We start from the raw sequence: 24,007 nt of genomic DNA on the forward strand, positions 1-24,007 counted from the left end.
AACTAGCTCTCCGGCTGCTCGCGCTCCGGCTCTTCTTCGCGGCCACCGTCCTCCGGGAGCCGCCCGAACTCCTCCAGGGCGCTGGCCAGCCACTGCGTCCAGACGGTCTCCAGGTCGATCCCGGCCCGCAGGATCAGATGTTGGAGCCGGTCCTGAGCCGTGTCGCGGCCGGGCCCGAAGTCCCGCTTCTCGATCTCCTCGTACTCCGCCAACTGCCGCTGATGCAGGCTGAGATGGCGCCGCAGATCGTCCTCGACGCCAGTGGTGGTGCCGACCACCGCCGAGGCGCGCAGCCGTACGAACAGCGCGTCGCGCCAGGGCTTCGGATCCTGGGGTGCCGAGGTCCAGCGGGCCAATTCCTCGCGGCCCGCCGGCAGCACCTCGTAGCTCTTCTTCTGCCCCCGGGCCGGCCGCTCGGTGGGGAGGGCGCGGATGTAGCCCGCGCCCTCCAGTTTTCCCAGCTCGCGATAGATCTGCTGGTGCGTCGCCGACCAGAAGTAGCCGATCGACCGGTCGAACCGCCGGGTCAGCTCCAGGCCGGACGACGGCCTTTCGAGCAGGGCGGTGAGGATCGCGTGCGGGAGAGACATGCAGTCATCCTAGGGAGCTCCCCGGGCTCCCCCACAGCCTCCTACAACGCCGCCGCCAGCTCCGTTCCCTGTTTGATCGCGCGCTTGGCGTCCAGTTCGCAGGCCACGTCGGCGCCGCCGATGAGGTGCGGGGAGCGCCCGGCGGCGACGAGCGCGTCGTACAGGTCGCGGCGCGGTTCCTGCCCGGTGCAGAGGACGACCGTGTCGACCTCCAGGACCTGGCGGACCCCGTCGACGGTGACGTGCAGCCCGGCGTCGTCGATCAGGTCGTACTGGACGCCGGGGACCATCGTGACGCCGCGGTGCTTGAGTTCGGTGCGGTGGATCCAGCCGGTGGTCCTGCCGAGTCCGGCGCCGACCTTGGTGGTCTTGCGCTGGAGGAGGTGGACCGAGCGGGGCGGGGCGGGGCGCTCGGGGGCGGCGAGGCCGCCGGGGGCGCGGTAGTCCATGTCGACGCCCCACTGCCGGAAGTAGGCCGCCGGGTCCTCGCTCGTCTTCTCCGCGCCGTCGGTCAGGTACTCGGCGACGTCGAAGCCGATGCCGCCGGCGCCGAGGATCGCGACCCGGTCGCCGACGGGGGCGCCGTCGCGCAGCACGTCCAGGTAGCCCAGGACCTTGGGGTGGTCGGCGCCGGGGAGGTCGGGGGTGCGCGGGCTGACGCCGGTCGCGACGACGACCTCGTCGTACGCCGTGAGGTCGTCGGCCGCGACCCGTATGTCCAGTCGTACGTCCACGCCGTGTGCGTCGAGCTGGGTGCGGAAGTAGCGCAGGGTCTCGTCGAACTCCTGCTTGCCGGGGACCTTGCGGGCCACGTTGAGCTGGCCGCCGACCTCGCTCGCGGCGTCGAACAGGGTGACCTCGTGGCCGCGTTCGGCCGCGCTCACGGCACAGGCGAGACCCGCCGGGCCCGCGCCGACGACGGCGACGCGTTTGCGCAGCCGGGTGGGCGAGAGCACCAGCTCCGTCTCGTGGCAGGCGCGCGGGTTGACCAGGCAGGAGGTGATCTTGCCGCCGAAGGTGTGGTCGAGGCAGGCCTGGTTGCAGCCGATGCAGGTGTTGATGGAGTCCGAGCGTCCGTCGCGGGCCTTGTTGACGAAGTCCGGGTCGGCGAGCATCGGGCGGGCCATGGACACCATGTCGGCGTGGCCGTCGGCCAGCAACTCCTCGGCCAGTTCCGGGGTGTTGATGCGGTTCGTCGTCACCAGCGGCACCGAGACCGCGCCCATGAGTCTCTTGGTGACCCAGGTGTAGGCGCCGCGTGGCACGGAGGTCGCGATGGTGGGGATACGGGCCTCGTGCCAGCCGATGCCGGTGTTGATGATGGTCGCCCCGGCCGCCTCGACGGCCTTGGCCAGTGTGACCACCTCGTCGAAGCTGGAGCCGCCGGGCACGAGGTCGAGCATCGACAGCCGGTAGACGACGATGAAGTCCTCGCCGACCGCCTCGCGCACCCGGCGCACGATCTCGACGGGGAAGCGCGTCCGGTTCTCGTACGAGCCGCCCCAGCGGTCGTCGCGGTGGTTGGTGCCGGCGGCGATGAACTCGTTGATCAGATAGCCCTCGGAGCCCATGATCTCGACGCCGTCGTACCCCGCCTGCCGGGCGAGCCGGGCGGCGTTCGCGTAGTCGTCGATCGTCTGCTCGATCTCGCCGTCGGTGAGCGCGTGCGGGACGTACTGGCTGATCGGGGCCTGGAGGGCGCTCGGCGCGACCAGGTCGCGGTGGTAGGCGTACCGCCCGAAGTGCAGGATCTGCATGGCGATCCGGCTGCCCTCGCGGTGTACGGCCTCGGTGATCTCCCGGTGCTGTTCGGCCTCGGCGTCGGTGGTGAGCTTGGCGCCGCCCTCGTACGGGCGGCCGGCCTCGTTGGGTGCGATGCCGCCGGTGACGATGAGGCCCACTCCCCCGCGCGCCCGGGCGGCGTAGAACTCCGCCATGCGCTCGAAGCCGCGCTCGGCCTCCTCCAGGCCCACGTGCATGGAGCCCATGAGCACGCGGTTGGGGAGCGTGGTGAAGCCCAGGTCGAGCGGGCTCAGCAGGTGTGGGTAATGGCTCATGTGGCCCTCCGTGCGTGGCGTCGTCTCGACTGTTGTAGACGACGCCACGCTCTTTGTGCAACTAGTTGCACAATGACTGAGGGCAAGGCCACATCAGGGCGCCGGTCGGCTGCGGCGGGGGCTCAGGGCCTGGTGCCGGTCACCACGTGGGCGTACATCTCCGCCGAGACGGCAGCGTGCGCGGTGAGGCCGGAGCCGCGGAAGGCTTCGAGGGCGAGCGGGGCCTGGCGTTCGCTCGTCTCGACCAGGAGCAAACCGCCGGGGGCCAGCCACTCGGGGGCCTCGGCGGCGACCCTGCGCAGGACATCCAGGCCGTCCGCCCCGCCGTCGAGGGCGACCAGGGGCTCGTGGTCGCGGGCCTCGCTCGGCAGGAGCGGGACCTCGCCGGTGGGGACGTACGGCACGTTCGCCGCGAGGATGTCGACGCGGCCGCGCAGGGTGGTGGGCAGCGCCCCGAAGAGGTCGCCCCCGTGGGCGTGGCCGCCGTGGGGCGCGAGGTTGTGGCGGGCGCAGCGCACCGCCGCCGGGTCGATGTCGGCGGCGTGCAGTTCGGGGCCGTCCAGCGAAGCGGCCAGGGCGGCGCCCACCGCGCCCGAGCCGCAGCACAGGTCGACGACGACCGAGGCCCCGGGGACGGCGGCGAGGGCCCGCTCGACCAGGAACTCGGTGCGGCGGCGGGGGACGAACACGCCGGGTTCCACGGTGATGCGCAGACCCGCGAACTCGGCCCAGCCGAGGACGAGTTCGAGGGGCAGCCCGGCGACGCGCCGGTCGATCATGGCGGCGGCCTCGTCCGGGGTGCGGGCGGTGGTGAGGATCAACTCCGCCTCGTCCTCGGCGAAGACGCAGCCTGCGGCGCGAAGTGCCGTGACGACGGAGACGGTGGAGAGAAGTGGCATGACAGCCGAGAGCCTTTCGGTGGGCCGAAGGGCGCTCCCGCGGTGGCCTATCGGCGATGCACCGCGCCGCGTTGAGGTGAGAGCACCCGACCTGACACAGCGGTAATGGGTCTCACCTCCTCGGTCCACGTGACAACTGGCCCGGCCACCTTATCCCATGCACACGACAGGGCTTCAAGCGCCGACCACCCCAGGTGGCTACACGCCCACCCGCTCCTGCCCCGCCTCGACGGCGGGCACCCGGGCCGCCATGAAGCGGGTGGTGCGGCGCAACCGGAAACCGAGCGCCTCGTACAGCCGGATCGCGGTCGTGTTGGTCGCGGCGGTGTGCAGGAACGGGGTCTCGCCGCGCTCGCGGATGCCGTGGGCGACGGCGTGGATCAGCCGGGTGGCGAGGCCCGAGCCGCGGAAGGCCGGGTCGGTGCAGACCGCGCTGATCTCGGTCCAGCCCGGCGGGTGCAGCCGCTCGCCGGCCATCGCGACCAGGGCGCCGCCCCGGCGGATGCCGAGGTAGGTGCCGAGTTCGACGGTGCGGGACAGGAAGGGGCCCGGCTGGGTGCGCTCGACGAGGTCCAGCATCTCGGGCACGTCGGCGGGACCGAGCGGTACGGCCTCGTCGTCGGGGGCGGCGGCGATCCCGCCGTCCACGAGCTGAACGCCCGCCAGGTCGAAGGTCATCTCCCAGCCGCCCGGGAAGGTCCCGCTGTAGGCCGCAACGGCCGCCTCCGCGCCGGGGCCGGCCAGCACCGCCACGTCGGCCCAGTCCGCCGCGACGGGTTCGTCGGGCAGAGCCAGCCACGGCGACACGTCCACCGGGTAGCGCAGCACCCGGCCGCGCCGCTCGGCGAAGTGGGCGTGCGGCCCGGTGAGCGAGGCGAGGGCGGGGTTGTCGAGGACATGCGGCACCGGTCCCGCGCCACCCTTGATGCCACTCGCGTTCTCGGACATGCGCTCTCCCACGCTCACTCCCACTCTCTCGCCGCTGTTCGCCACTGTTCGCCCGGGCATCGAGTCGCCGGCCGTGCGGGCCACCGGCACCGGATCGGCTGCGAGTGGCACGCACACGGCAAGGAAGATCGCGGAGCGCCTATTCCCGGCTGCCGAAGAGTTCATGTCGCCGCAAGTTACGCAACGGCACTCGCGCCGAGGCCCCGGGAGATTCCACGACCGGCCAGCACGACGGCAGGGACCAGCAGATCGAGGCGACCGTGTACGAGCAGGCGCCGGCCCGCACCGACGTCGGTGCGGGCCTCGTCGTCTCCCCGAACGCCGTGCGGCTGCTGCGCGGCCTCGGTCAGCTGGACCGCTTCCGCGAACGCGCGGTTCCGTTGCAGGTCGGGTGGGAGTTCCGGCGCTGGGAGGACGGTCGTGTGCTGTTCTCCCAGAACCTCGGCGAGGCATGCGAACGGCGCTTCGGCGAGCACAGTTACGTCGCGCACCGCGCCGACCTCCTCGCCGCGGTGCGGGCAGCGGTCCCCGAGGCGGCACTCCGGCTCGGGACCCGTCTCGCCGGCCTGCGCCGCCTGGACGAGGCAGTGGAGCTGACGTTCACCGATGGAACACGGGAGGTCGCCCACGTGGTCGTCGGCGCCGACGGCGTCCACACCACCGTGGGACGGTACGTGACCGAGGCGGGCTCACCACGGTTCTCGGGCATCTGCGCCTGGCGATGCCTCGTGCCGGCCGAGAACGCGCCGGAGTTCGCGCGCCATCCGGTCCAGACACTGTGGCTCGGCCCCGAGCGTCATCTGGTCCACTATCCGATCTCGGCCGGCACACAGATCAACATCGTCGCGTTCGGGCCGGCGTACGACTGGACGACGGAATCCTGGTCGACCGAGGGGCGGATCGAGGACCTGCGCGCCGAGTTCGCCGGGTGGGCCGACGATCTGCGAGCGCTGCTGGCGGCCGCTGAGCGTACCGGGCGCTGGGCGCTGCTCGACCGGGACCCGCTGCCCCGCTGGACGAACGGTCCCGTCGCATTGCTCGGCGACGCCGCGCATCCCATGTTCCCCTTCTTCGCCCAGGGAGCGGCACAGGCGATGGAGGATGCCGCCGTGCTGGCGGCATGCCTCGCCGACCAGCCGGAAGACCCCTCCGCCGCGCTGCGCCGGTACGAGGACATACGCCACCCGCGCGCCACCCGCGTGCAGCGGATGAGCCGGGGCAGGGCGGAGAGCAACCACCTGCCCGACGGGCCCGCTCAGCAGGCCAGGGACGCATCGTTCTCCAGCGCGGACCCCTTTGCCCAGAGCGGATGGATCTACGGGCACGACGCCGAGCGGTCCGTGCGGGAGGCACTGGCGGCAGGCTGAGCCGATGGGGAGGCCGCCGGCCGCGGTCGACGACCTCCCCGTTCGCGCACACGGTCCGGGTGGTCGACTCGTCGGCGACACCGGTCGGCACGCGATCCGCTGCCGGTCCGCTTCGCCGGAGAACGGCACGGGCTACTCCCTCGCCGACCTGGAGATGCCGCCCGACGAGCTGTCCAGCCGTCTCGACGACCTGGTCTGCGCCTTCGGCTCTGCGCCTTCGGCGAGGACTTCCACGCCACCTGCCTGTACGCCGTCTTCGACCCCGTCGCCCGCACCTGCACGTACTCCCTGGCCGGGCACGCTCCGCCGGTCGTCGTCCACCCCGACGGCACCGTGCACAGTCCCCACCTCGCCTCCGACCCGCCTGCGGCCATGTTCAGGACGGCGACGACCAGGCCGGCGTCGTGTCGCTCTCCCATCGCGTAGCCGAGTCATGGAGCGCCGACCGCCCCGGGGACGGAGCACCCGCCCCGGGCACGTACGGTTGTATGACTCAGCAATCACCGCCGTCACGTGGGACCCCTCATGAACGTCACCCGAGGTTTCACCGGGCGCCCCCGCGTCCTCGATCCGGGGCTGCCGCCCGGCCAGTACGACGCCGGCGACGACTGGCCCGTCCTGTCCGCCGAGGTCACCCCCGACCTCACGCCCGCTGACTGGACGTTCCGGATCGACGGCCTGGTGGCCGAGCCGCGCACCTGGGACTGGGACGAGGCGCACGCGCTGCCCGCGTCGGTGTACGAGGGCGACATCCACTGTGTGACCGGCTGGTCGAAGTTCGGGGTGCGGTTCGGGGGTGTGTCGCTGGACGCGTTCCTGGACGTGGTCCGGCCCGGCGCGTCCGCCACCCACGCGGTCGCGTACTCGCACAGCGGCTACACCACGAACCTCCCGCTCGCCGACCTCACCGGTGGGCGTGCCTGGATCGCCTGGGAGTACGACGGCAAGCCGCTGCCCGCCGAGCACGGCGGTCCGGCGCGGCTGCTGGTGCCGCACCTGTACTTCTGGAAGAGCGCCAAGTGGATCGCGGGCCTGCGGCTCCTCGACCACGACGAGCCCGGCTTCTGGGAGCGGAACGGCTATCACGCGCGGGGCAACCCGTGGGAGGAGCAGCGGTACTCCGGTGACTGAGACGACAGTGGCCGAAGCGACGACCGTGACCGAACCGGCAGCCGCCGGGGCGACGGTGACCGAACCGACCGGGGCCTTCTCGCCGCCGACGCGGTTCGCCGTGCCCGGGCGGATCGCCGTCAGCGACCGGGCGGCGGCGCTCTGGCAGACCGCGACGCTGACCGAGATCCGGCGGGAGACACCGACCGTGGCCACGTTCCGGTTCGCGGTGCCCGGGTGGGCGGGGCATCTGCCCGGGCAGCACCTGATGCTGCGGCTGACCGCCGGGGACGGCTACACGGCGCAGCGCCACTACTCGCTGGCGTCCCCGCCCGACGACACCGGGCACATCGAGCTGACCCTGGACCACGTCGAGGGCGGTGAGGTCTCCGGGTGGTTCCACACGGAGGCCCGGCCCGGTGACGAGGTGGCGGTGCGTGGCCCGCTCAGCGGTTTCTTCGCGTGGCCCGGGGACCGGCCGGCGCTGCTGATCGGCGCCGGTTCCGGGGTCGTACCGCTGATGTCGATGATCCGCCACCACCGGGCGCGCGGTCTTGACGTGCCGCTGCGGCTGCTGGTGTCGGCGCGGGGGCCCGAGGAGCTGGTCTACGCGGCGGAGTACGGCGCGGAGACCACCGCCGTGTTCACGCGCCGGGCGCCCGAGGGGGTGCCGGTGGGGCGGCTGTCGGCGGCGCTGGTGGCGCCGCTCGTGGCCGAGCGGCCGCCGGGCGGGTGGGAGGCCTATGTGTGCGGTTCCAACGCGTTCGCCGAGCATGCCTCACGGCTGCTGGTCGAGGCGGGGCAGCCGGTGGACCGCATCCGCATCGAGCGCTTCGGCTGACGTTTCCGGACCGGAACATCGCGTTCCGCCGGTCCGCGCTTCCAGGATTTCTGGCGCAAATCATGCCATCACGCCTTCTTTCGGGTACACCGGAAGTGCGGACCAGTCCTAACCGGGGTTCTCGTACATGAGGGCCGCGCCGGTGAGGAGGGCGAGATGCGGGACCAGGTGTTCGGTTGGCGTTGGCGTCACAATGCGCTGCGCCGGCACTCGGACGTCGTCGAGGCGTGGACGGTGCTGCTCGTCGTGCTGCTGCTGGTTCTCGGCGCGCCGGCCGCCGGGGTGGCGGTGGGCCGGTGGGCACACGGGGACGCCAGCGCGCACGCGGCGGCCGAGCGGGCCGAGCTCGACCTGGTCAGTGCCGTGATCGTCGAGAACGCCCCGGCCGCGATGCCGTCGACGCACGGCGGCAACGAGCAGCCCCATTACTGGGTGCGGGCCCGCTGGACCGAGCCCGACGGCGGCTCCCGGACCGGCGAGGCCCGGGTACCGGCGGGCACCGGGCGCGGCGACCGGGCCGATGTCTGGCTGGACGCGGCGGGCCACAGCGTCCCGCCACCGCCGACCGACACCGCCGTCTGGCAGCACGCCCTGGCCATGGGGACCTGCGCCACGGGCGGCGTCGTCGGCATCGTCCTCGTGGGGCATGTCGTCGTCCGCCGGGTCGCCATCCGGCACCGGCTGGCCGAATGGGAGCAGGAGTGGGCGCGCACGGGGCCCGACTGGGGACACCGCTGGGCATGACACCGAACCAGAACACTGCTCAGCTAATAGCCGCGCGGCACTTATCGGCCACCCCCGAAACATCCACAAAATCCATCTCCTCAACGCAGTTGATAGTTCAATAGCCCTGCTGACATACTCCCCTCTCTCCCCCACAGTTTCCGCACAGTGACTCGGCTCCCGCGATTGTCGAATTCCCCAGCGGCGACCACCGCGACCGGACAGAGTCGACTGCGAGACATAAGGCAGCGAAGAGGGTGCATTGTGTCCAACTACACGGCACGGTACGACAGTTCCGTCCCGTTTCCTCCCTCGTCCGACCCGGGAGGTGATCCGTATTCCCCCCTACCTGGTGTCATCGGCGCGAACGGCTCGTCCATGAGTCGGCAACCCGTCCACGCGCACCCCGAATTCCGTTCAATAAGCGCCGCATATCGCAGATTCGGGGCATGGGCGACAGCACTGTCCGTCGGCGGATTCCTGTCGTACGTCCTACTGTCGAGTTTCGTACCAGGAGTAATGAATCAGCGGCTGATCGGACATCTGACGCTGGGGCTGCTTCTCGGCCTGGCCCAGTTCGCCGTCATGGGGGTGACCGCGGGGCTGTATGTGCGGCACATGCGGAAGAACTTCGACCCGATCGCCCGTCGGCTCCGCGCCCAGCTGGACGACGACCGTGCGGCCGAGCAGCGCCGCGCTCCGGGCCGTGTTCCGGCCGGACGGCGGTTCCGCACATGGTGAACCTCTCCGCGAGCACGGCACGCCTCTCCGCGAGCATCGCCGACGCGTTCAGCCTGCGGCTGACCTTCGTGCTGTTCCTGTCCGTCGTGGTGATCACCCTGTTCACCGCGTTGCTGACCGCTCCGCAGCGCGACGAGATCAGCGAGTTCTACCTCGGCAACCGTGACATGTCGCCGCTGCGCAACGGCCTCGCGATGTGCGGCGACTATCTGTCCGCCGCGACCCTCCTCGGCAGCACCGGCCTCGTCGCCCTCACCGGGTACGACGGTCTGCTCTACCTCGGCGGCACGGTCGTCGCCTGGATGATGGTGCTGCTGCTCATCGCCGAACCCCTGCGCAACTCGGGCAAGTTCACGCTCGGCGACACACTGGCCCGGCGGCTCCCGCTCCAGCAGCGGCCCGTCCGGCTGGCGCTGGCCATCTGCACGCTCACCGTGTGCACCCTGTATCTCGTCGCCCAACTGGTCGGCAGCATCGCTTTGATGACCCAGTTCGTCGGCGAACCCGGCCCGACCACCCGGACGATGATCGTGATCACCATCGGTTCCATCGTCACGATCTACGCGGCGATCGGCGGCATGCCGGGCGCCACGTTCATCCAGGTGGTGAAGGCCGTGATGCTCGTCGCCGGTGTCTCGGTGGTCGCGGTGATGGTGTTGAACCGCTTCGACTGGAACATCGACAGCCTCCTGTCGTCCGCGACCGAGGGCAGCGGTCTGGGCACCCAGTACCTCGAACCGGGACTGCGCTACGGGGCGGGCCCGATCAGCAAGATCGACTTCCTCAGTCTGCAACTGGCCATCGTGCTCGGGCTCGCCGCGCTCCCCCACGTGATGATGCGACTGCTCGCGCCCCGCAAGACCCGGGTACTGCGCGCCTCGGTGGTGTGGGCCGTGGGTCTGGTCGGGTTCGTGTGTCTGGCGGCCGGCGTGCTGGGTCTCGGCGCCACCGCCGTCGTGGGCCGGGAGACCATCTCGGACATCGACCACAAGGGCGACGCGGCCGTGCTGTTGCTCGCCCACGAGCTGGGCGGCGAGATCCTCACGGCGATCGTCTCGGCCCTGGCCTTCGTCACCCTGCTCGCCGTCGCGGCCGGTCTCACGCTCGCCGCGGCCTCGTCCCTCGCCCACGACTTCTACGGCGAGGTGATCCGCAAGGGCAGGGCCAAGGAGACGGAGGAGCTGGGCGTGGCCCGGATCGCCGCCGTGGCCATGGGCGTTCTCGGCATGATGTTCGCCCTGCTCGCCTGGGGCACCAACACGGCGACCCTGGCGTTCCTGGCCTTCGCGATCGCCGCGTCCGCCATTCTGCCGACCATCGTCTACAGCCTGTTCTGGCGCGGGTTCACCGCCCGCGGCGCCCTGCTCAGCCTGTACGGCGGTCTGCTGTCGTCGGTGCTGCTCGTGGTGTTCTCGCCGGTCGTCTCCTCCACGCCCGACTCGGTCTACCCGAACGCCGACTTCGCGTGGTTCCCGCTGCAGAACCCGGGCATCGTCTCGATCCCGGCGGGCTTCCTGCTGGGGTGGCTCGGCTCCCTCCTCAGTCCCCCGCAGGAGGAGACCGTGTACCAGGACTTCGAGGTCCGGGCCCTGATCGGGGCCGACCAGAGGTGAGCCGTGGGGCGTCGCGGGCCGGGAAATGCCCCTTGGCGGGTCCGCGACGCCCCACGTACGGTGTGATCATCCGCACCTCAGAACTCAAAAAGGTGGTCATTCATGGCCCTGTTCGACCTGCCGTTGGACGAGCTCCGGGACTATCGAAGCGCTTCGACGGAGCCCGAGGACTTCGACTCCTTCTGGGCGAAGACACTCCAGGAGGCCCGTGAGCACGACCTCGACGCACGTTTCGAGCCGGTCGAGACCCACCTGAAGACCGTCGAGACGTACGACGTCACCTTCTCCGGGTTCGGCGGGCACCCGGTCAAGGGCTGGCTGGTCCTTCCGTCCGGCGCGCGTGAACCGCTGCCCACCGTCGTGGAGTTCATCGGTTACGGCGGTGGCCGCAACCTGCCACACACCCATCTGCTGTGGGCCTCGGCGGGCTACGCGCACTTCGTCATGGACACCCGGGGCCAGGGCAGCGCCTGGGGCGGAGGCGGCGACACCCCCGACCCGGTGGGCGGCGCGCCCGCCTTCCCCGGCTTCATGACCCGGGGCATCGACGCCCCGGAGAACTACTACTACCGGCGGGTCTACACGGACGCCGTGCGCGCGGTGGAGGCCGCCCGCTCGCACCCGCTGACCGACGCCTCGCGCACGGCGGTCGTCGGCTCCAGCCAGGGCGGCGGCATCTCGATCGCGGTGGGCGGGCTGGTCCCCGACCTGGTCGCGGTCGCACCCGATGTGCCGTTCCTGTGCGACTACCCGCGCTCCACCACGATCACCGACCGCGATCCGTACCGCGAGATCGGCAAGTACCTCAAGACCCACCGCGGTCGCACCGAGCAGGTCGGGCGCACCCTCGCCTACTTCGACGGCGTGCACTTCGCCGCCCGCGGCCGGGCCGCCGCCCTGTTCTCGGCGGCCCTTGAGGACCAGACCTGCCCGCCGTCCACGGTCTTCGCGGCCTTCAACGCCTGGGCCGAGGCCAACAAGCGCATCGAGGTCTACGACTTCAACGACCACGAGGGCGGCGGCCCCTTCCAGGAGGCGGTCAAGCTGCGCTGGCTGGCATCGCAGTTCTGAGGGGGGCTGATGGACACCGCCGAGGCCGCGCGGCGTTTCGTCAGGGTCTGGCGGCGGGCATGGGCCGCCCATGACGTGGACGCGATCCTGGAGCTGTACGCCGAGGACTGCGTGCACCGCTCGATGCCGTTCCGCGAGCCGCACCGGGGCCGGGACGAACTCGCCAGGCATCTGCGCCGGTCGTTCGCCGGCGAGCGGGTGGACGACGTGCGCTTCTCCGAACCCGTGATCGGCCAGGACGGCCTGGCGGTCGCGGAGTTCCGGGTGCTGTCCGAGGAGAACGAGGAGCCCCGGACACTCGCGGGCAGCGTCTTCGTACGGTTCGACGCGGCCGGCATGGCCGTGGCGACCCGCGACTACTGGCACACGCTTCCGGGCCACACGGAGCCCGCCCCGCCGATGTTCCTCCTCCAGGGACTGCCGCACGGGTTCCCTCCCATCCGACCAGTCGGTATGTTCGGGGAGCCCGGGCGGCCCCCGTCCGGGCGACCGATGGTGGAGGGCGCATGGCTGAGGTGCGGGGTCGCTGCGAGGCGCGGTTCGAGGCCGTGCGGAGCGCGTTCGAGGAGAACTTCGGCGACCGTGCCGAGGTGGGGGCGGCGGTCACGGTGACGTTGCGCGGGGAGACCGTGGTGGACCTGTGGGGCGGCTGGGCCGACGAGGCGCGGACCCGCCCCTGGGAGCGGGACACCGTGGTCAACCTATGGTCCACGTCCAAGGGCCCGATCGCGCTGTGCGCGCACATCCTCGCCGACCGGGGGCTCCTCGACCTGGACGCCCCGGTGGCCGCGTACTGGCCCGAGTTCGCGGCGGCGGGCAAGGAGGGCGTACTCGTACGGCATCTGCTGTCGCACCGGGCGGGACTTGCCGGGCTGCGCGAGCCGCACTCGTTCGCACAGCTGTGCGACTGGGAGCTGACGGTCAAGCGGCTCGCGGCGCAGGAGCCCTGGTGGGAGCCGGGTACACAGGCCGGATACCACGCGATGACGTTCGGCTTTCTCGTCGGCGAGGTCGTCCGGCGGGTGTCAGGTCTGCTGCCGGGGGCGTTCCTGGAGCGAGAGGTCACCGGGCCGCTCGGGATCGACTTCACGATCGGGCTGCCGGAAAAGGAGGCGTCCAGGGCGGCCGAGCAGGTCCATCCGCCGGCCGCGACGACCAGCGAACAGGCCGCGATCTTCGTCCAGTTGACGCCCACCGCGCTGGCCGCCCTCACCAACCCGCCGGTCGGCGTCGCCGAGGCGGGCAGCCCCGAGTGGCGGGCCGCCGAGATCCCGGCGGCCAACGGCCATGGCACCGCGCGGGCGGTCGCGGCGCTCTACGGCATCCTCGCGCTGCGCGGCACCTGGGGCGGACAGCGGTTGCTGTCCCCCGAGGCGGCCGAGCGGGTCCGCGAGGGCCAGGGCGGCTGCCGTGACCTGGTGATCGGCGCCGGCCTCGGCCGTGACACCGAGATCGGCCTCGGCCTGTGGCTGAGCGGCGCGCACGGCTCGTACGGGCCGAATCCGAGGGCCTTCGATCACGACGGCTACGGCGGCTCCTGCGGCCTCGCCGACCCGGAGGCGGGCGTCTCCCTCGGCTATGTCATGAACCGCATGGGCCCGCACATCGCCGACGACCCACGCAAGATGGCGCTCGTCGAGGCGCTGTACAGCGCGCTCTGACGCGTGGGCCCGGCCGGGCGACAGGGGAGGAATGGCGGGAGCGTTGAGCGGTCGGTCATCCCTCGCGGGTCGCCACGACCATCCGGCACCGAGGGCTGCCGTCGGGCCGGTGCCCGAACTCGGGCAGGGGGAACAGCTCCACCTCGAACCCGGTCCGGGCCAGCTCACGCTGGACGAGGCCGAGCCGGAAGGGCCGGTAGTACATGACGAAGGGCGGTCGCCGGACCGCGTTGCGGACACGCATCGCCGTGTCGAAGCCGAGTGCCGCCCAGTACCAGGGGGAGTTCGGCGGGGCGGGTGCCGGGAGGGGGAAGGCGAAGCGGCCGCCCGGGCGCAGTACGGAGTGGACCTGGGCGAAGAGACCCGGCAGTTCGGCCGGCAGGAAGTGTCCGAAGGCGCCGAAGCTCACGGCCAGGTCGAAGGCCGGCCCGAAGGGGAGGGCTCGGGCGTCACCGCGCACCCAGGAGACGCGGGGCCGGGCGGAGGGGGACTGCGTGGAGGCAAGCCTGGCGGAGCCGGGCCCATCGGAGTCCGGCACATCGGAGCCGGTGGTGTCGGAGCCCAGCCGCTCCCTCCCCACCGCCAGCATGCCCACGCTGATGTCGACCCCGGTGACGCTCTCCCGGCACAGCTCGCGCAGCACCTCCATCCCGGCGCCGGTGCCGCAGCACAGGTCCAGTCCGTGCTGGAAGGGGCCCAGTGACGACAGGGCCCCCTCGACCGCGTCGAGGATGGTGTCCGGCGTACGGAACGGCGTCTGGTCGAACTTCGGTGCGAGCAGGTCGTAGCCGTGTTCGACGGACGAGAGCGCCTGAACGGCGAGTTCGCGGAGGCTGGGGCCTTGCGGGGTGAACATCACGTCAGCTTAGGCCTTGGGGTGGGGCAGCGGTCGGGGTGTCTGCTCGCCTATGGTCCGCTGCATGACTTCGTTCCGTCCTGCCCCGACCTGGCTGGCCGACGCCGTCTTCTACCAGATCTATCCGCAGTCCTTCGCCGACTCCGACTCGGACGGCATCGGGGACTTCGCCGGAATCACCGAGCACCTCGATCATCTGTCCTGGCTGGGCGTCGACACCGTCTGGCTCAACCCCTGCTTCGTCTCGCCGTTCCGCGACGCGGGCTATGACGTCGCGGACTATCTGAACGTCGCCCCGCGCTACGGCTCGAACGACGACCTCGCGGGGCTCGTCGACGAGGCGGGCCGGCGCGGCATCCGGATCCTGCTGGATCTCGTCGCCGGGCACACGTCCGTCGACCATCCGTGGTTCCGGGCCGCCGCGGACGACCCGGACGACCACCGTTACATCTGGACGGCTCAGGGCCGGCCCGACGGCTTCGTCGCCTCCCCCGGCAGCCGCCCGGGCGCCTATCTGCCGAACTTCTTCGACTCCCAGCCCGCCCTCAACTTCGGCTACGCGCACGGCAATCCGGCCGAACCCTGGCGGCTGCCGGTCGACGCCGACGGCCCGCGCGCCAACCGCCGGGCCCTGCGCACGGTCATGGACCACTGGCTGAGCCTCGGCCTGGCCGGCTTCCGCGTCGACATGGCCGCCTCCCTGGTCAAGGACGACCCGGGCAGGACCGAGACCGCCCGGCTCTGGACGGAACTGCGGCACTGGCTGGACACCACCCATCCGGACGCGGTGCTGCTCGCGGAGTGGGGCGAGCCGGAGGTGTCGATCCCGGCCGGCTTCCACGCCGACTTCTTCCTGCACTTCGGCGGCCCCGCCGACGGCCTCGCCCTGCGCTCGCTGTGGAACAACGGCGAGGGCACGGTCCACGAGGCCTGGGACCCGCTCGACTGCTTCTTCGACGCGAGCGGCAGGGGCTCACCGCGGCCCTTCGTCGAGGCCTGGCAGCAGGCGACGGCAGCCGTCGACGGCACGGGCTCCATTTCCCTGCCCACCGCCAACCACGACTTCTCCCGACTCAACTGCGGCCCCCGCTCCGCCGAACAGCTCCCCGCCGCCTTCGCCTTCCAGCTGACCTGGCCGACACTCCCGGCGATCTACTACGGCGACGAGATCGGCATGCGCTATGTCCCGGGCCTGCCCGACAAGGAGGGCAGCGTCCTCGGCCCCCGCTACAACCGCGCCGGCTCCCGCACCCCCATGCAGTGGGACGGCACCCCGAACGCGGGCTTCTCGACGGCACCCGCCGACCGCCTGTACCTCCCCGTCGACCCGTCCCCCGACCGCCCGACCGTCACCGCCCAGCGCTCCGACGACTCCTCACTCCTCCATCTCGTACGCCGCCTGATCGCCCTGCGCAGGCGGACTCCCGAGCTGGGCTCCACCGGCTCGGTGGAGGTGCTGCACCTGGGGTATCCGTTCGTGTACGTACGCGGCGGACGGTATCTCGTGGTCGTCAATCCGCAGCGGCACGAGGTGAGTTGGCCGTCCATGCCACCCACTCCTGTTCGCCGCGTACTGGAGACACAGGGCGTGGAGACCGCGGACGGCACGATCACCGCGCACGGCTTCGGGTACGGGATCTTCGAGCTCGGCGGATAGCGGCCAGCCGTCGGGGCCGGATGCCCGGAGCCCCGCTCCGGGCATTGCGTCGAGGCATCGCCCCGCCCGGTGCATGGCCATCACACAGCGTGCCCATAGCCGTGTCACGCGGGTGCGATCATCCCGGCAGACAGGTCGATGTCCGCTCCGCACAGCCCGGGCATCGCCAGCATCGCGAGGAGTGCCCCGGCGACCTCGTCCTCCTCCACGAGCCGGTTCAGGGCGGCGCGGGAGACGAAGTCCCGCTCGGCCTCCGCCACGCCGACCCCGGTGAGTTCGGCGATCAGCCGGAAATTGCGCTCCATGCGCGGACCCCGAACCGGGCCTGGGGAAAGGGAGTTGACGGTCACCCCGAGTGGACCGACCTCCCCGGCCAGAGTGCGGGTGAGGCCGAGCAGGGCCATCTTGGAGGCCGTGTACGGGGTGCGGTTGAGCAGCGGGCGTTTGCCGCTGACGGACGCGACGTTGACGATGTCGCCGCGTCCCGCCGCGATCATCGGCGGCAGGAAGGCCCGGCAGAGCAGATAGACACCGCGCACATTTACCGCGAACACCTCGTCCCACTCGTCCGGTTCGATGTCGGTGAGCGGCTTCACCGGGCCCGCGACGCCGGCGTTGTTGACGAGCAACGACACGTCCTCGTCGGCCAGTTCGGCGGCCAGCGTCCGCACCGACGCCGGGTCGCAGACGTCGCACACGGCCGTACGGGCCCGGCCGCCCTCCTTGGCCACACGGGTGGCGGCGTCGGCGAGGGCCTGTGCGTCGCGACCGACGAGGAGCACCCGGGCGCCCGCTCCCGCCAGGGCGAGTGCGAAGGCCCGGCCCAGCGGTCCGCCGCCGCCCGTGATCAGTGCCGTACGGCCGTCCAGTGCCCTCGATGGCGCCGGGCTCACGCCTGGTTCCAGGGCAGCTCGTCGCCGGCCGCCCGCGCCGCGCGTACGTCGCCGGAGCGGGCGTGCCCCTCGAACAGCTCGACGCGCGAGGCCCGGCCGCACAGCCGGCCGAGGAGGGCCTGCGAGCCGGGGTCGGTGACTTCCTGATAGGTGACGGTCTTGAGGTACTTCCCGACCCAGAGGCCGCCGGTGTAGCGGGCGGCGCCGCGGGTGGGCAGGACGTGGTTCGTGCCGATGACCTTGTCGCCGAAGGACACGCAGGTGCCCTCGCCGAGGAAGAGCGCGCCGTACTGGGTCATCCGCTCCAGGGCGAGCCTCGGCTCGGCGGTCAGCACCTCGACGTGCTCGAACGCGAAGTCGTCGGCCAGGGCGTACATCTCGTCCAACGAGTCGACGACATGTACCTGGCCGTGGTCGCGCCAGGCGGGTCCGGCGTAGTCGCGGGTCGGCATGTCCGGCAGCAGCCGTTCCACCTCGGCGATCGTGCGCTCGGCGACCTCGTGGGATGTGGTGATGAGGACGGCCGGGGAGTCGGGGCCGTGCTCGGCCTGGGAGAGGAGGTCGACCGCGCAGAGGAAAGGGTCGGCGTCCTCGTCCGCCAGTACCAGGATCTCGGTGGGGCCGGCGAACAGGTCGATGCCGATCTCCCCGAACAGCTGCCGCTTGGCCTCCGCGACGTACGCGTTGCCGGGCCCGGCGATCAGGTTGACCGGCCGCATCGTGTCGGTGCCGACCGCCATCGCGGCGACGGCCTGCACCCCGCCGAGCAGCCAGATCTCGTCGGCGCCCGCGAGGTGCATGGCGGCGACCGTGGCGGCCGGGATCTCCCCGCGGATCGGCGGCGTACAGGCGACGACGCGTGGCACGCCCGCCACCTTCGCGGTGACGACGGTCATGTGCGCGGAGGCGGTGAGCGGATAGCGGCCACCGGGGATGTACGCGCCCGCCGCCCGCACCGGGATGTGCTTCTGCCCGAGCCGCACACCCGGCAGGGTCTCCACCTCGAACTCGCCCAGGGCGTCGAGCTGGTGGCGGGCGAAGGACCTCACCTGGTCCTGGACGAAGCGGATGTCGTCGATGACCTGCCGGGGCACCGACGCGACGATCCGCTCGACCTCCTCGTCGCTCAGCCGGAACGCGTCCGGGCTCCATTTGTCGAACTTCTCGGAGTACGCGCGCACGGCGGCGTCACCGCGCTCGCGGATGTCCGCGATGACACCGGCCACCGTCTCGCGCACCTCGGCGAGGGAGGCGGTGACCTCCGCCTTGGGGACGGCGTTCTTCAGGATCTCTGCCACGACTTTTCGTGCCTCTCTCGAAGGTGGGGCGGATCAGACGGGGGGCGCTTCGAAGAGCACGTCGGGGTCGTTGAACTGCTCCTTGGCGACCGACTCGCTCATCGGGTCGGCGGTCCCCCACTGGTCCTGGGTCATCGGGTCGTCGACGTCATGGCGCCCCGGGTGCCACAAGTCCTCCTCCAGCACGGCGAGTTCGGTCGTGTACTCGACGGTGTTGCCGTGCGGGTCGTGGAAGTACGCGAAGGTGTTGTCGCCGGCGAGATGGCGTCCCGGCCCCCAGGTCAGCCGGGTCCCGGCGCGCAGCGCACGCCCGGTGCCGCGCATGTACTCCTCGACGCCGCGCATCTCGAACGAGGCGTGGTGCAGGGAGACATGGGGGCCCCGGGCGATGGCGAAGGAGTGGTGCAGGGGGCTGCACCGCAGGAAGTACATGAGGTCGCCCATGTGCGTGGAGTACAGGGTGTCGGTGAGCCGGAAGCCGAGGTGGCGGACGTAGAAGTCCCGCAGCCGCTCAGGGTTTTGGGAGTTGACCACGCAGTGCGAGAGCCGGACCGGGATCGCCTCGCGTTCCTCGATCCTGCGGTGGGTGCGGGTGGCGACCTCCGCGGAGACCTCGACGACCCGACCGTCGGGGTCGAAGAAGCGGAGGCCGTAGCCGCCGCCCGGAGTGTCCAACACCCTTGGCGGGCCGAGCAGTTGTACTCCTTCACGGCCCAGGCGTACGGCCAGCTCGTCGACGTCGGCGGCGCAGGCCGCGCCGAAGGCGACGAGGTCCATGCGCTTGCGCTCGTCCCGGCGGATGCGCACGACGTACTGTTCGGGGCTGCCCTCGGCCGCGAGAACGCGATGCCACTGTCGTTCGCGATCTCGGTGAGGCCCCAGGTGGTGCCGTAGAAGGCACGCTGACGGTCGAAGTCCGGCACGGCCAGGTCGCCATGGCGCAGATGAGTGATGGGCTGGAAGCTCATGTGTGGCTCCTGACGGTGTTGCGCTGGTGGCCGAGGCCGGTGATCTCCGACTCCACGACGTCCCCGGGTGCGAGGAAGACGCCCCAGTGGGCGCCGTTGCCGGCCGGGGAGCCGGTGAGAAGCAGGTCGCCGGGGCGCAGGGTGGTGGTCGTGGAGGCGTACGCGATGAGCCGCGGGATGTCGAAGATCATGTCTTTGGTCGACTCGTCCTGGCGGACGACACCGTTGTGGCGCAGGGTGATCCGCAGGTCGTTCGGGTCGCCGACGAAGGCCGCCGGGACCAGGAACGGTCCGGTCGGCAGGAAGGTGTCGGCGTTCTTGGCGGTGAACCAGTCGGTGCCGATGGCCTTCAGGTCCGGCCGGTAGAGGCGGTCGCGCGTGGTGAGGTCGTTGCAGATGGTGTAGGCGGCGACGTGTTCCATGGCCGCCTCGGCCCGGACGTTCCGGCCAGCCCTGCCGATGACGAGGGCGAGTTCGAGCTCCCAGTCGTGCTGTTCGCCGAGTTCGGGCAGGACGATCTCGTCGTAGGGGCCGCAGATGGCGCGCGGTGAGCCGAGGAAGACGTACGGGACTCCGTGCCGGCTCCGTACGTCCATCATCTTCTCGGCGTCGGCGCGGGCCTCCTCGGGTGTGGCGCCGTGGACGCTCTCCTTCTCGGCGGCGACCAGGTCGACCACGTGCTTGCGGTAGTTGGCGCCGCTCTGCAGGATCTGACCGGGCTCGATCGGGGCGCGGACGTGCAGCCCGGCGAGGTCGTGCCAGGCATCGTCGGCCTCCTGGGCCAGCTCGACGAGGCGGGGGAACAGCGCGTCCCAGTCCTCGACGACGGCTCGCACGGTCGGTGCCAGGTCGGACAGGTCGCGCACCCGTGGGCCGACGACGAGGCCGGGGAATGCGCCGGTGCCGGTGCCGGAGGTCGCCTCGAAGGTCCCGAGGGCGAAGGGTCCCGCGTGGGTGGGGAGGGGATCGGGCACGGGCGTACTCCTCGGGGAAGGGGGGCCGGGGTCGTGCCATCGACGCTAGACAGCTCGGCGCGGCGGCGGAAATGGACATCCGCGATGCCTGCCATCAGGGCGCCGCACGGCCCGTGATCAGCGGCCCATCGCCGTACGGGATGGATGACGTCCCCCTTGCCGATGCCTCGATCCGTTGACCCGGCACCGACCGCCGCTCAGGCTCGGATCACCCCACCCCGAGGAGCCGATCGTGTCGTCGAGCATGCCCAGCTGACTGTCGAGGCCGGCCGCGAACAGGACTTCGAGGCCGCCTTCGCCGAGGCCCGCGAGGTGCTCGCCGAGGCCGACGGCTTCCACTGGTCCGAGCTGCTGCGCTGCGAGGAACGCCCGCAGACGTATCTGTTGCTGGTCGGCTGGGACTCGGTCGAGGCCCACACGGTGGGCTTCAGGGAGTCGGCACGCTTTCGACGCTGGCGCGAGGCGGTGGGCCCCTTCTTCGCCGGCCCGCCGTCGGTGGAGCACTACAGCGCGGGCGCGCCCCGGCAGGGGCGCGGGGCTGTGACATCCGCGGCTCCGCCGCGTGGGCGCGACCAGCCCCCGACGACCCGCAGTGTCCCGACCACCTGAAGGATCACCATGCCCATCCAGAACGTGCTAGTCGTCGGCGGTGGAATAACCGGCAGCGTCCTGTCTCTCGCGCTGGCCCAGCGGAACGTCACCGTCGACCTCGTGGAGATCTCGCCCCGGTGGTTCGGGGTGGGCCACGGCATCACCCTCCAGGGCAACGCGCTCAAGGCGCTCCGCTCGGTGGGCGTGCTGGACCGGGTGCTCGCCCGGGCCGTCCCCTTCGACCGGATGCGGCTGCTGGCGGCGGACGGCGAGGCGATGACCGAGCTGTCCACCCCGCACACCGGCGGCGAGGACCTGCCGGCGACCGCGGGCGCCCTCCGCTCGGACCTGCAGAACGCGCTGTGCGACGCGGTGCGCGCGCACGGGGTCGAGGTCCGGCTCGGGCTGAGCGTCGAGCGGTTCGAGCAGACGGCGGACCATGTCGACGTCACCTTCACCGACGGCTCGACGGGGCGGTACGACCTGCTCGTGGCCGCCGACGGCATCCACTCCTCGATGCGTGCCATGATCGGCATCACCACCGTGCCCAGGCCTGTCGGCATGTCGATCTTCCGGGTCGTCGCGGAGCGCCCCGCCGAGATGGACTGCGCCGAGGTCTACTACGGCGGCCCGCGCTACAAGGCCGGCTACAGCCCGATCTCCCCCGATCGCTGCTACGCGTACCTCCTCGACGAGAACCTGGACGCCTCGCTCATCGGGCCCCGTGCTCCCCTGGCGCTGCTGCGGGAGCGCGGCGCCGGGTACGGCGGTACCTGGGGGAAGATCATCGGTTCGCTGCCGGACGACACGGCGGTGGACTACCGCTGGATCGAGTCGGTCCTCGTCGACGGGCCCTGGCACCGGGGCCGGGCGACGGTCATCGGTGACGCGGCGCACGCCTGTCCGCCGCTGATCGCGCAGGGCGCGGCCATGTGCGCGGAGGACGCGGTGCTCCTCGCTGAGCTGGTGACCGGGGAAGGGCCGGTGGAGGAGGCGCTGGACGCCTTCATGGCCCGGCGGCTGCCCCGGGTGCGCATGGTGCTGGAGAACTCGCTCCGGCTCGCCGAGTGGGAGATCAACCCCGGTACGCCGGGCGCCGATCCGGCCCGCATCATGTCCGAGACCCTGCACTCCCTGACGGCCGCCGCATGAACCCATGTACGGGCGCCACGCCGACCGTCGACTTCCACGGGCATCTCGCCGTCCCCGCCGCCGACGCGCTGTGCGCGGGCACCGACGGCCTCGCCGCCGAGCTGTCCGCCGAGCAGCGCGCCCACTCTCCCGCGTCCCTGGCCGTCAACCGCATCCAACTCCAGCGGCTGGCCCCGAAGTTGACCGACGCACGGGCCCGGCTCGCCGATCTGGACGCGATGGGCCTCGACATCCAGGTCGTCGGCCCGATGCCGATGCACCACTACTGGGCGGACGAGGGTCTCGCCGTACGACTCGCCCGTACCGTCAACGAGGCCGTCGCCGCGCACTGTGCCGAAGCCCCGGACCGGCTGTACGGCCTGGGCACGATTCCGCTCCAACACCCGGACCTAGCAGTCGAGTTGCTTGGTGAGGCGGTCGCCGGTGCCGGTCTGTGCGGGGTCAGTGTCTCCACGACCGTGGGCGGCCGTGAGCTGGCCGATCCGGCGCACGATCCGGTGTGGCGCAGGGCCGAGGAGCTGGGCGCGGTCGTCTTCGTCCATCCGTGGGGCTGCTCGCTCGGCGAACGGCTGGCCACCCGCTATCTGGGCAACACGGTCGGGCAGCCGGTCGAGACGACGGTGGCGCTCTCCCATCTGATCTTCACCGGGGTGCTCGACCGCTTCCCGCGTCTGAAACTGGTCGCGGCGCACGGCGGCGGCTATCTCCGACGTACATCGGCCGCTCCGACCACGCCTGGCACACCCGCGAGGACGCCCGTGGATGCGCGGAGCCGCCGAGCGCGTATCTGCGGCGGATGTGGTTCGACGCGCTCGTGTACACCCCGCACGCGTTGCGCCAACTGATCGATGCGGTGGGCGCCGACCGGGTCGTCCTCGGCACCGACCACCCCTTCGACATGGGCATCGACGACCCGGTGGCCCGGCTGGACGCCGCCGGTCTGATCGCCGCCGACCGAACCGCCGTCGCCGGGGGCAACGCCCTCGACCTGCTGCTGAAAGGACGTATCCAGTGACCCCCACGCCGCTCGGTCCCATCGAGGAGGAGCTCGCCAAAGCCCGTACCGCGTACCGTAATTGGGGCCGCTGGGGCGAGGACGACGTGCTCGGTACGCTCAACCACATCGACGACGCGATACGGGCGCACGCGGCCGGACTGGTCAGGCGCGGGCGGTCCTTCTCCCTGGCGCTGGAGTTCAACGAGTCCGGCCCGCAGCGCGGTTTCCGGGGCCGTATCAACCCCGTGCACTACATGAAGGACACCGGCTCGGACGCGGCCGCCGGCACGCAGGGTTTCCCGCACGGGTTCGGCGGCGCCGACGACCATGTGGTGATGCCGTTGCAGGCGTCCACCCAGTGGGACGGTCTGGGGCACATCTTCGACAACAAGCAGGCGTGGAACGGCCGTCCGTGCACCATCGTCAACGGCGACGGCGACTCGGTGACCGGCATCGAGCACATGGCGGACGCGTTCACCGGCCGCGGCGTCCTCCTCGACGTGGGCCGCGCGGTCGGCGACGAACACGGCGAACTCCCCGACGGTTTCCCCATCCTGGAGGAGCATCTGCGGGCCACGGTCGAGGCACAGGGCGCCACCTCGACCGTACGGCGCGGGGACCTGGTCCTCGTCCGCACCGGGCAGCTCGGCCGGGTGCGGCGGCTGGGCGAGTGGGGCGGCTACGCGGCGGGCGACGCGCCGGGCCTCTCCTTCACCACCCTCGGCTGGCTGCACCGCACGGAACTCGCCGCGATCGCCTCCGACACCTGGGGGCTGGAGGTACGGCCGCATGAGTTCGCCGAGCCGGCCATGTCGCCCCTGCACCAGATCGCGATCCCCAACATGGGCCTGCCGCTGGGTGAGATGTGGGACCTGGAGGAGCTGGCGGCCGACTGCGCGGCGGACGGCGTGTACGAGTTCCTGCTGGTCGCGGCGCCGCTCCCGGTCACCGGCGCGGTGGGCGCGCCCGTCAACCCGATCGCGATCAAGTAGGGGGCGTC

At 71.6% G+C, this 24,007-nt stretch carries 21 protein-coding genes and 3 pseudogenes; 15 read left to right on the forward strand and 9 right to left on the reverse strand.

Annotated features, from left to right (window positions below):
• Window positions 1-2: 2 nt before the first annotated feature.
• The 4 genes from I8N67_RS26475 to I8N67_RS26490 all read right to left on the reverse strand — a co-directional run bounded on the left by I8N67_RS26475 (window position 3) and on the right by I8N67_RS26490 (window position 4,494).
• Complete coding sequence (locus I8N67_RS26475) at window positions 3-590, reverse strand: PadR family transcriptional regulator (protein ID WP_200306283.1); 588 nt, start codon at window positions 588-590, stop codon at window positions 3-5.
• Between the two features lie 41 nt (window positions 591-631).
• Window positions 632-2,647 (reverse strand): NADPH-dependent 2,4-dienoyl-CoA reductase, encoded by a 2,016-nt coding sequence (locus I8N67_RS26480; protein ID WP_200306285.1) that lies wholly within the window; start codon window positions 2,645-2,647, stop codon window positions 632-634.
• Between the two features lie 122 nt (window positions 2,648-2,769).
• The gene (locus I8N67_RS26485) at window positions 2,770-3,546 is read right to left on the reverse strand and encodes a putative protein N(5)-glutamine methyltransferase (protein WP_200306287.1); all 777 of its coding nucleotides are present in this window, start codon (window positions 3,544-3,546) and stop codon (window positions 2,770-2,772) included.
• A gap of 198 nt (window positions 3,547-3,744) precedes the next feature.
• Entirely contained in the window at window positions 3,745-4,494 is a 750-nt protein-coding gene (locus I8N67_RS26490) for a GNAT family N-acetyltransferase (RefSeq protein WP_200306289.1), read from the reverse strand.
• 104 nt (window positions 4,495-4,598) lie between these two features.
• Between I8N67_RS26490 and I8N67_RS26495 the strand changes: the two genes are divergently transcribed.
• The 10 genes and pseudogenes from I8N67_RS26495 (at window position 4,599) to I8N67_RS26540 (ending at window position 13,621) form a co-directional block, all read left to right on the forward strand.
• Window positions 4,599-5,861: an FAD-dependent monooxygenase gene (locus tag I8N67_RS26495; protein ID WP_200306291.1), complete on the forward strand. Its 1,263-nt coding sequence runs from the start codon at window positions 4,599-4,601 to the stop codon at window positions 5,859-5,861.
• A gap of 243 nt (window positions 5,862-6,104) precedes the next feature.
• Window positions 6,105-6,287 carry a SpoIIE family protein phosphatase gene (locus tag I8N67_RS42915; protein ID WP_234046331.1) on the forward strand — a complete coding sequence of 61 codons (183 nt, stop codon included), beginning with the start codon at window positions 6,105-6,107 and terminating at the stop codon, window positions 6,285-6,287.
• Between the two features lie 99 nt (window positions 6,288-6,386).
• On the forward strand, window positions 6,387-6,992 hold the full coding sequence (locus I8N67_RS26505) for a sulfite oxidase-like oxidoreductase (RefSeq protein WP_200306293.1): 606 nt from the start codon (window positions 6,387-6,389) through the stop codon (window positions 6,990-6,992).
• 55 nt (window positions 6,993-7,047) lie between these two features.
• Entirely contained in the window at window positions 7,048-7,812 is a 765-nt protein-coding gene (locus tag I8N67_RS26510) for a ferredoxin reductase (RefSeq protein WP_200306378.1), read from the forward strand.
• A 156-nt stretch (window positions 7,813-7,968) separates the two neighbouring features.
• Window positions 7,969-8,556: an Rv1733c family protein gene (locus tag I8N67_RS26515; RefSeq protein ID WP_200306295.1), complete on the forward strand. Its 588-nt coding sequence runs from the start codon at window positions 7,969-7,971 to the stop codon at window positions 8,554-8,556.
• A 357-nt stretch (window positions 8,557-8,913) separates the two neighbouring features.
• On the forward strand, window positions 8,914-9,276 hold the full coding sequence (locus I8N67_RS26520; protein ID WP_200306297.1) for a DUF485 domain-containing protein: 363 nt from the start codon (window positions 8,914-8,916) through the stop codon (window positions 9,274-9,276).
• The gene (locus I8N67_RS26525) at window positions 9,270-10,889 is read left to right on the forward strand and encodes a solute symporter family protein (RefSeq protein ID WP_200306299.1); all 1,620 of its coding nucleotides are present in this window, start codon (window positions 9,270-9,272) and stop codon (window positions 10,887-10,889) included. Before I8N67_RS26520 ends, I8N67_RS26525 begins: the two co-directional genes overlap by 7 nt.
• Window positions 10,890-10,991: 102 nt before the next feature.
• On the forward strand, window positions 10,992-11,960 hold the full coding sequence (locus I8N67_RS26530) for an acetylxylan esterase (RefSeq protein WP_200306301.1): 969 nt from the start codon (window positions 10,992-10,994) through the stop codon (window positions 11,958-11,960).
• A gap of 9 nt (window positions 11,961-11,969) precedes the next feature.
• A pseudogene (locus I8N67_RS26535) lies at window positions 11,970-12,368 on the forward strand (nuclear transport factor 2 family protein); the annotation flags it as partial.
• Between the two features lie 98 nt (window positions 12,369-12,466).
• Window positions 12,467-13,621 (forward strand): serine hydrolase domain-containing protein, encoded by a 1,155-nt coding sequence (locus I8N67_RS26540; RefSeq protein WP_200306303.1) that lies wholly within the window; start codon window positions 12,467-12,469, stop codon window positions 13,619-13,621.
• Window positions 13,622-13,676: 55 nt separating this feature from the next.
• Here the strand turns inward: I8N67_RS26540 and I8N67_RS26545 are convergent, their stop codons facing one another.
• A complete protein-coding gene (locus I8N67_RS26545) occupies window positions 13,677-14,477 on the reverse strand; it encodes a class I SAM-dependent methyltransferase (RefSeq protein WP_200306305.1) in 801 nt (266 codons plus the stop codon).
• A gap of 64 nt (window positions 14,478-14,541) precedes the next feature.
• Between I8N67_RS26545 and I8N67_RS26550 the strand changes: the two genes are divergently transcribed.
• Complete coding sequence (locus I8N67_RS26550) at window positions 14,542-16,134, forward strand: alpha-amylase family glycosyl hydrolase (protein WP_200306307.1); 1,593 nt, start codon at window positions 14,542-14,544, stop codon at window positions 16,132-16,134.
• Window positions 16,135-16,238: 104 nt separating this feature from the next.
• Here I8N67_RS26550 and I8N67_RS26555 read toward each other — a convergent pair whose 3' ends face one another.
• The 4 genes and pseudogenes from I8N67_RS26555 to I8N67_RS26570 form a co-directional block, all read right to left on the reverse strand.
• Window positions 16,239-17,027 carry an SDR family NAD(P)-dependent oxidoreductase gene (locus I8N67_RS26555; RefSeq protein ID WP_307835375.1) on the reverse strand — a complete coding sequence of 263 codons (789 nt, stop codon included), beginning with the start codon at window positions 17,025-17,027 and terminating at the stop codon, window positions 16,239-16,241.
• Window positions 17,024-18,325: a histidinol dehydrogenase gene (gene hisD / locus I8N67_RS26560; protein ID WP_200306309.1), complete on the reverse strand. Its 1,302-nt coding sequence runs from the start codon at window positions 18,323-18,325 to the stop codon at window positions 17,024-17,026. Before hisD ends, I8N67_RS26555 begins: the two co-directional genes overlap by 4 nt.
• A 33-nt stretch (window positions 18,326-18,358) precedes the next feature.
• Window positions 18,359-19,293 (reverse strand): annotated as a pseudogene (locus I8N67_RS26565) (VOC family protein).
• Complete coding sequence (locus tag I8N67_RS26570) at window positions 19,290-20,267, reverse strand: fumarylacetoacetate hydrolase family protein (RefSeq protein ID WP_200306311.1); 978 nt, start codon at window positions 20,265-20,267, stop codon at window positions 19,290-19,292. Before I8N67_RS26570 ends, I8N67_RS26565 begins: the two are co-directional and overlap by 4 nt.
• Before the next feature lie 162 nt (window positions 20,268-20,429).
• On the opposite strand from I8N67_RS26570, the gene I8N67_RS26575 reads away from it, so the two are divergent.
• The 4 genes and pseudogenes from I8N67_RS26575 (at window position 20,430) to I8N67_RS26590 (ending at window position 23,999) form a co-directional block, all read left to right on the forward strand.
• The gene (locus I8N67_RS26575) at window positions 20,430-20,876 is read left to right on the forward strand and encodes an antibiotic biosynthesis monooxygenase family protein (protein WP_200306313.1); all 447 of its coding nucleotides are present in this window, start codon (window positions 20,430-20,432) and stop codon (window positions 20,874-20,876) included.
• A 9-nt stretch (window positions 20,877-20,885) separates the two neighbouring features.
• Complete coding sequence (locus tag I8N67_RS26580; RefSeq protein ID WP_200306315.1) at window positions 20,886-22,010, forward strand: FAD-dependent monooxygenase; 1,125 nt, start codon at window positions 20,886-20,888, stop codon at window positions 22,008-22,010.
• Window positions 22,007-23,025, forward strand: a pseudogene (locus tag I8N67_RS26585) (amidohydrolase family protein). Before I8N67_RS26580 ends, I8N67_RS26585 begins: the two are co-directional and overlap by 4 nt.
• On the forward strand, window positions 23,022-23,999 hold the full coding sequence (locus tag I8N67_RS26590; RefSeq protein WP_200306317.1) for a cyclase family protein: 978 nt from the start codon (window positions 23,022-23,024) through the stop codon (window positions 23,997-23,999). The pseudogene I8N67_RS26585 and the gene I8N67_RS26590 overlap by 4 nt, the downstream one beginning before the upstream one ends.
• Window positions 24,000-24,007: the final 8 nt, after the last annotated feature.

The organism is Streptomyces adelaidensis (genome assembly GCF_016598475.1).
Lineage (GTDB): Bacteria > Actinomycetota > Actinomycetes > Streptomycetales > Streptomycetaceae > Streptomyces > Streptomyces adelaidensis.

Coding starts and splice junctions, on each gene's coding strand:
- I8N67_RS26530 (WP_200306301.1), top strand. CDS start 10,992: ATGGCCCTGTTCGACCTGCCGTTGGACGAGCTCCGGGACTATCGAAGC.
- I8N67_RS26505 (WP_200306293.1), top strand. CDS start 6,387: ATGAACGTCACCCGAGGTTTCACCGGGCGCCCCCGCGTCCTCGATCCG.
- I8N67_RS26490 (WP_200306289.1), bottom strand. CDS start 4,494: ATGTCCGAGAACGCGAGTGGCATCAAGGGTGGCGCGGGACCGGTGCCG.
- I8N67_RS26545 (WP_200306305.1), bottom strand. CDS start 14,477: ATGTTCACCCCGCAAGGCCCCAGCCTCCGCGAACTCGCCGTTCAGGCG.
- I8N67_RS26515 (WP_200306295.1), top strand. CDS start 7,969: ATGCGGGACCAGGTGTTCGGTTGGCGTTGGCGTCACAATGCGCTGCGC.
- I8N67_RS26485 (WP_200306287.1), bottom strand. CDS start 3,546: ATGCCACTTCTCTCCACCGTCTCCGTCGTCACGGCACTTCGCGCCGCA.
- I8N67_RS26480 (WP_200306285.1), bottom strand. CDS start 2,647: ATGAGCCATTACCCACACCTGCTGAGCCCGCTCGACCTGGGCTTCACC.
- I8N67_RS26580 (WP_200306315.1), top strand. CDS start 20,886: ATGCCCATCCAGAACGTGCTAGTCGTCGGCGGTGGAATAACCGGCAGC.
- I8N67_RS26540 (WP_200306303.1), top strand. CDS start 12,467: ATGGCTGAGGTGCGGGGTCGCTGCGAGGCGCGGTTCGAGGCCGTGCGG.
- I8N67_RS26575 (WP_200306313.1), top strand. CDS start 20,430: ATGCCTCGATCCGTTGACCCGGCACCGACCGCCGCTCAGGCTCGGATC.
- I8N67_RS26475 (WP_200306283.1), bottom strand. CDS start 590: ATGTCTCTCCCGCACGCGATCCTCACCGCCCTGCTCGAAAGGCCGTCG.
- I8N67_RS26525 (WP_200306299.1), top strand. CDS start 9,270: ATGGTGAACCTCTCCGCGAGCACGGCACGCCTCTCCGCGAGCATCGCC.
- I8N67_RS26520 (WP_200306297.1), top strand. CDS start 8,914: ATGAGTCGGCAACCCGTCCACGCGCACCCCGAATTCCGTTCAATAAGC.
- I8N67_RS26550 (WP_200306307.1), top strand. CDS start 14,542: ATGACTTCGTTCCGTCCTGCCCCGACCTGGCTGGCCGACGCCGTCTTC.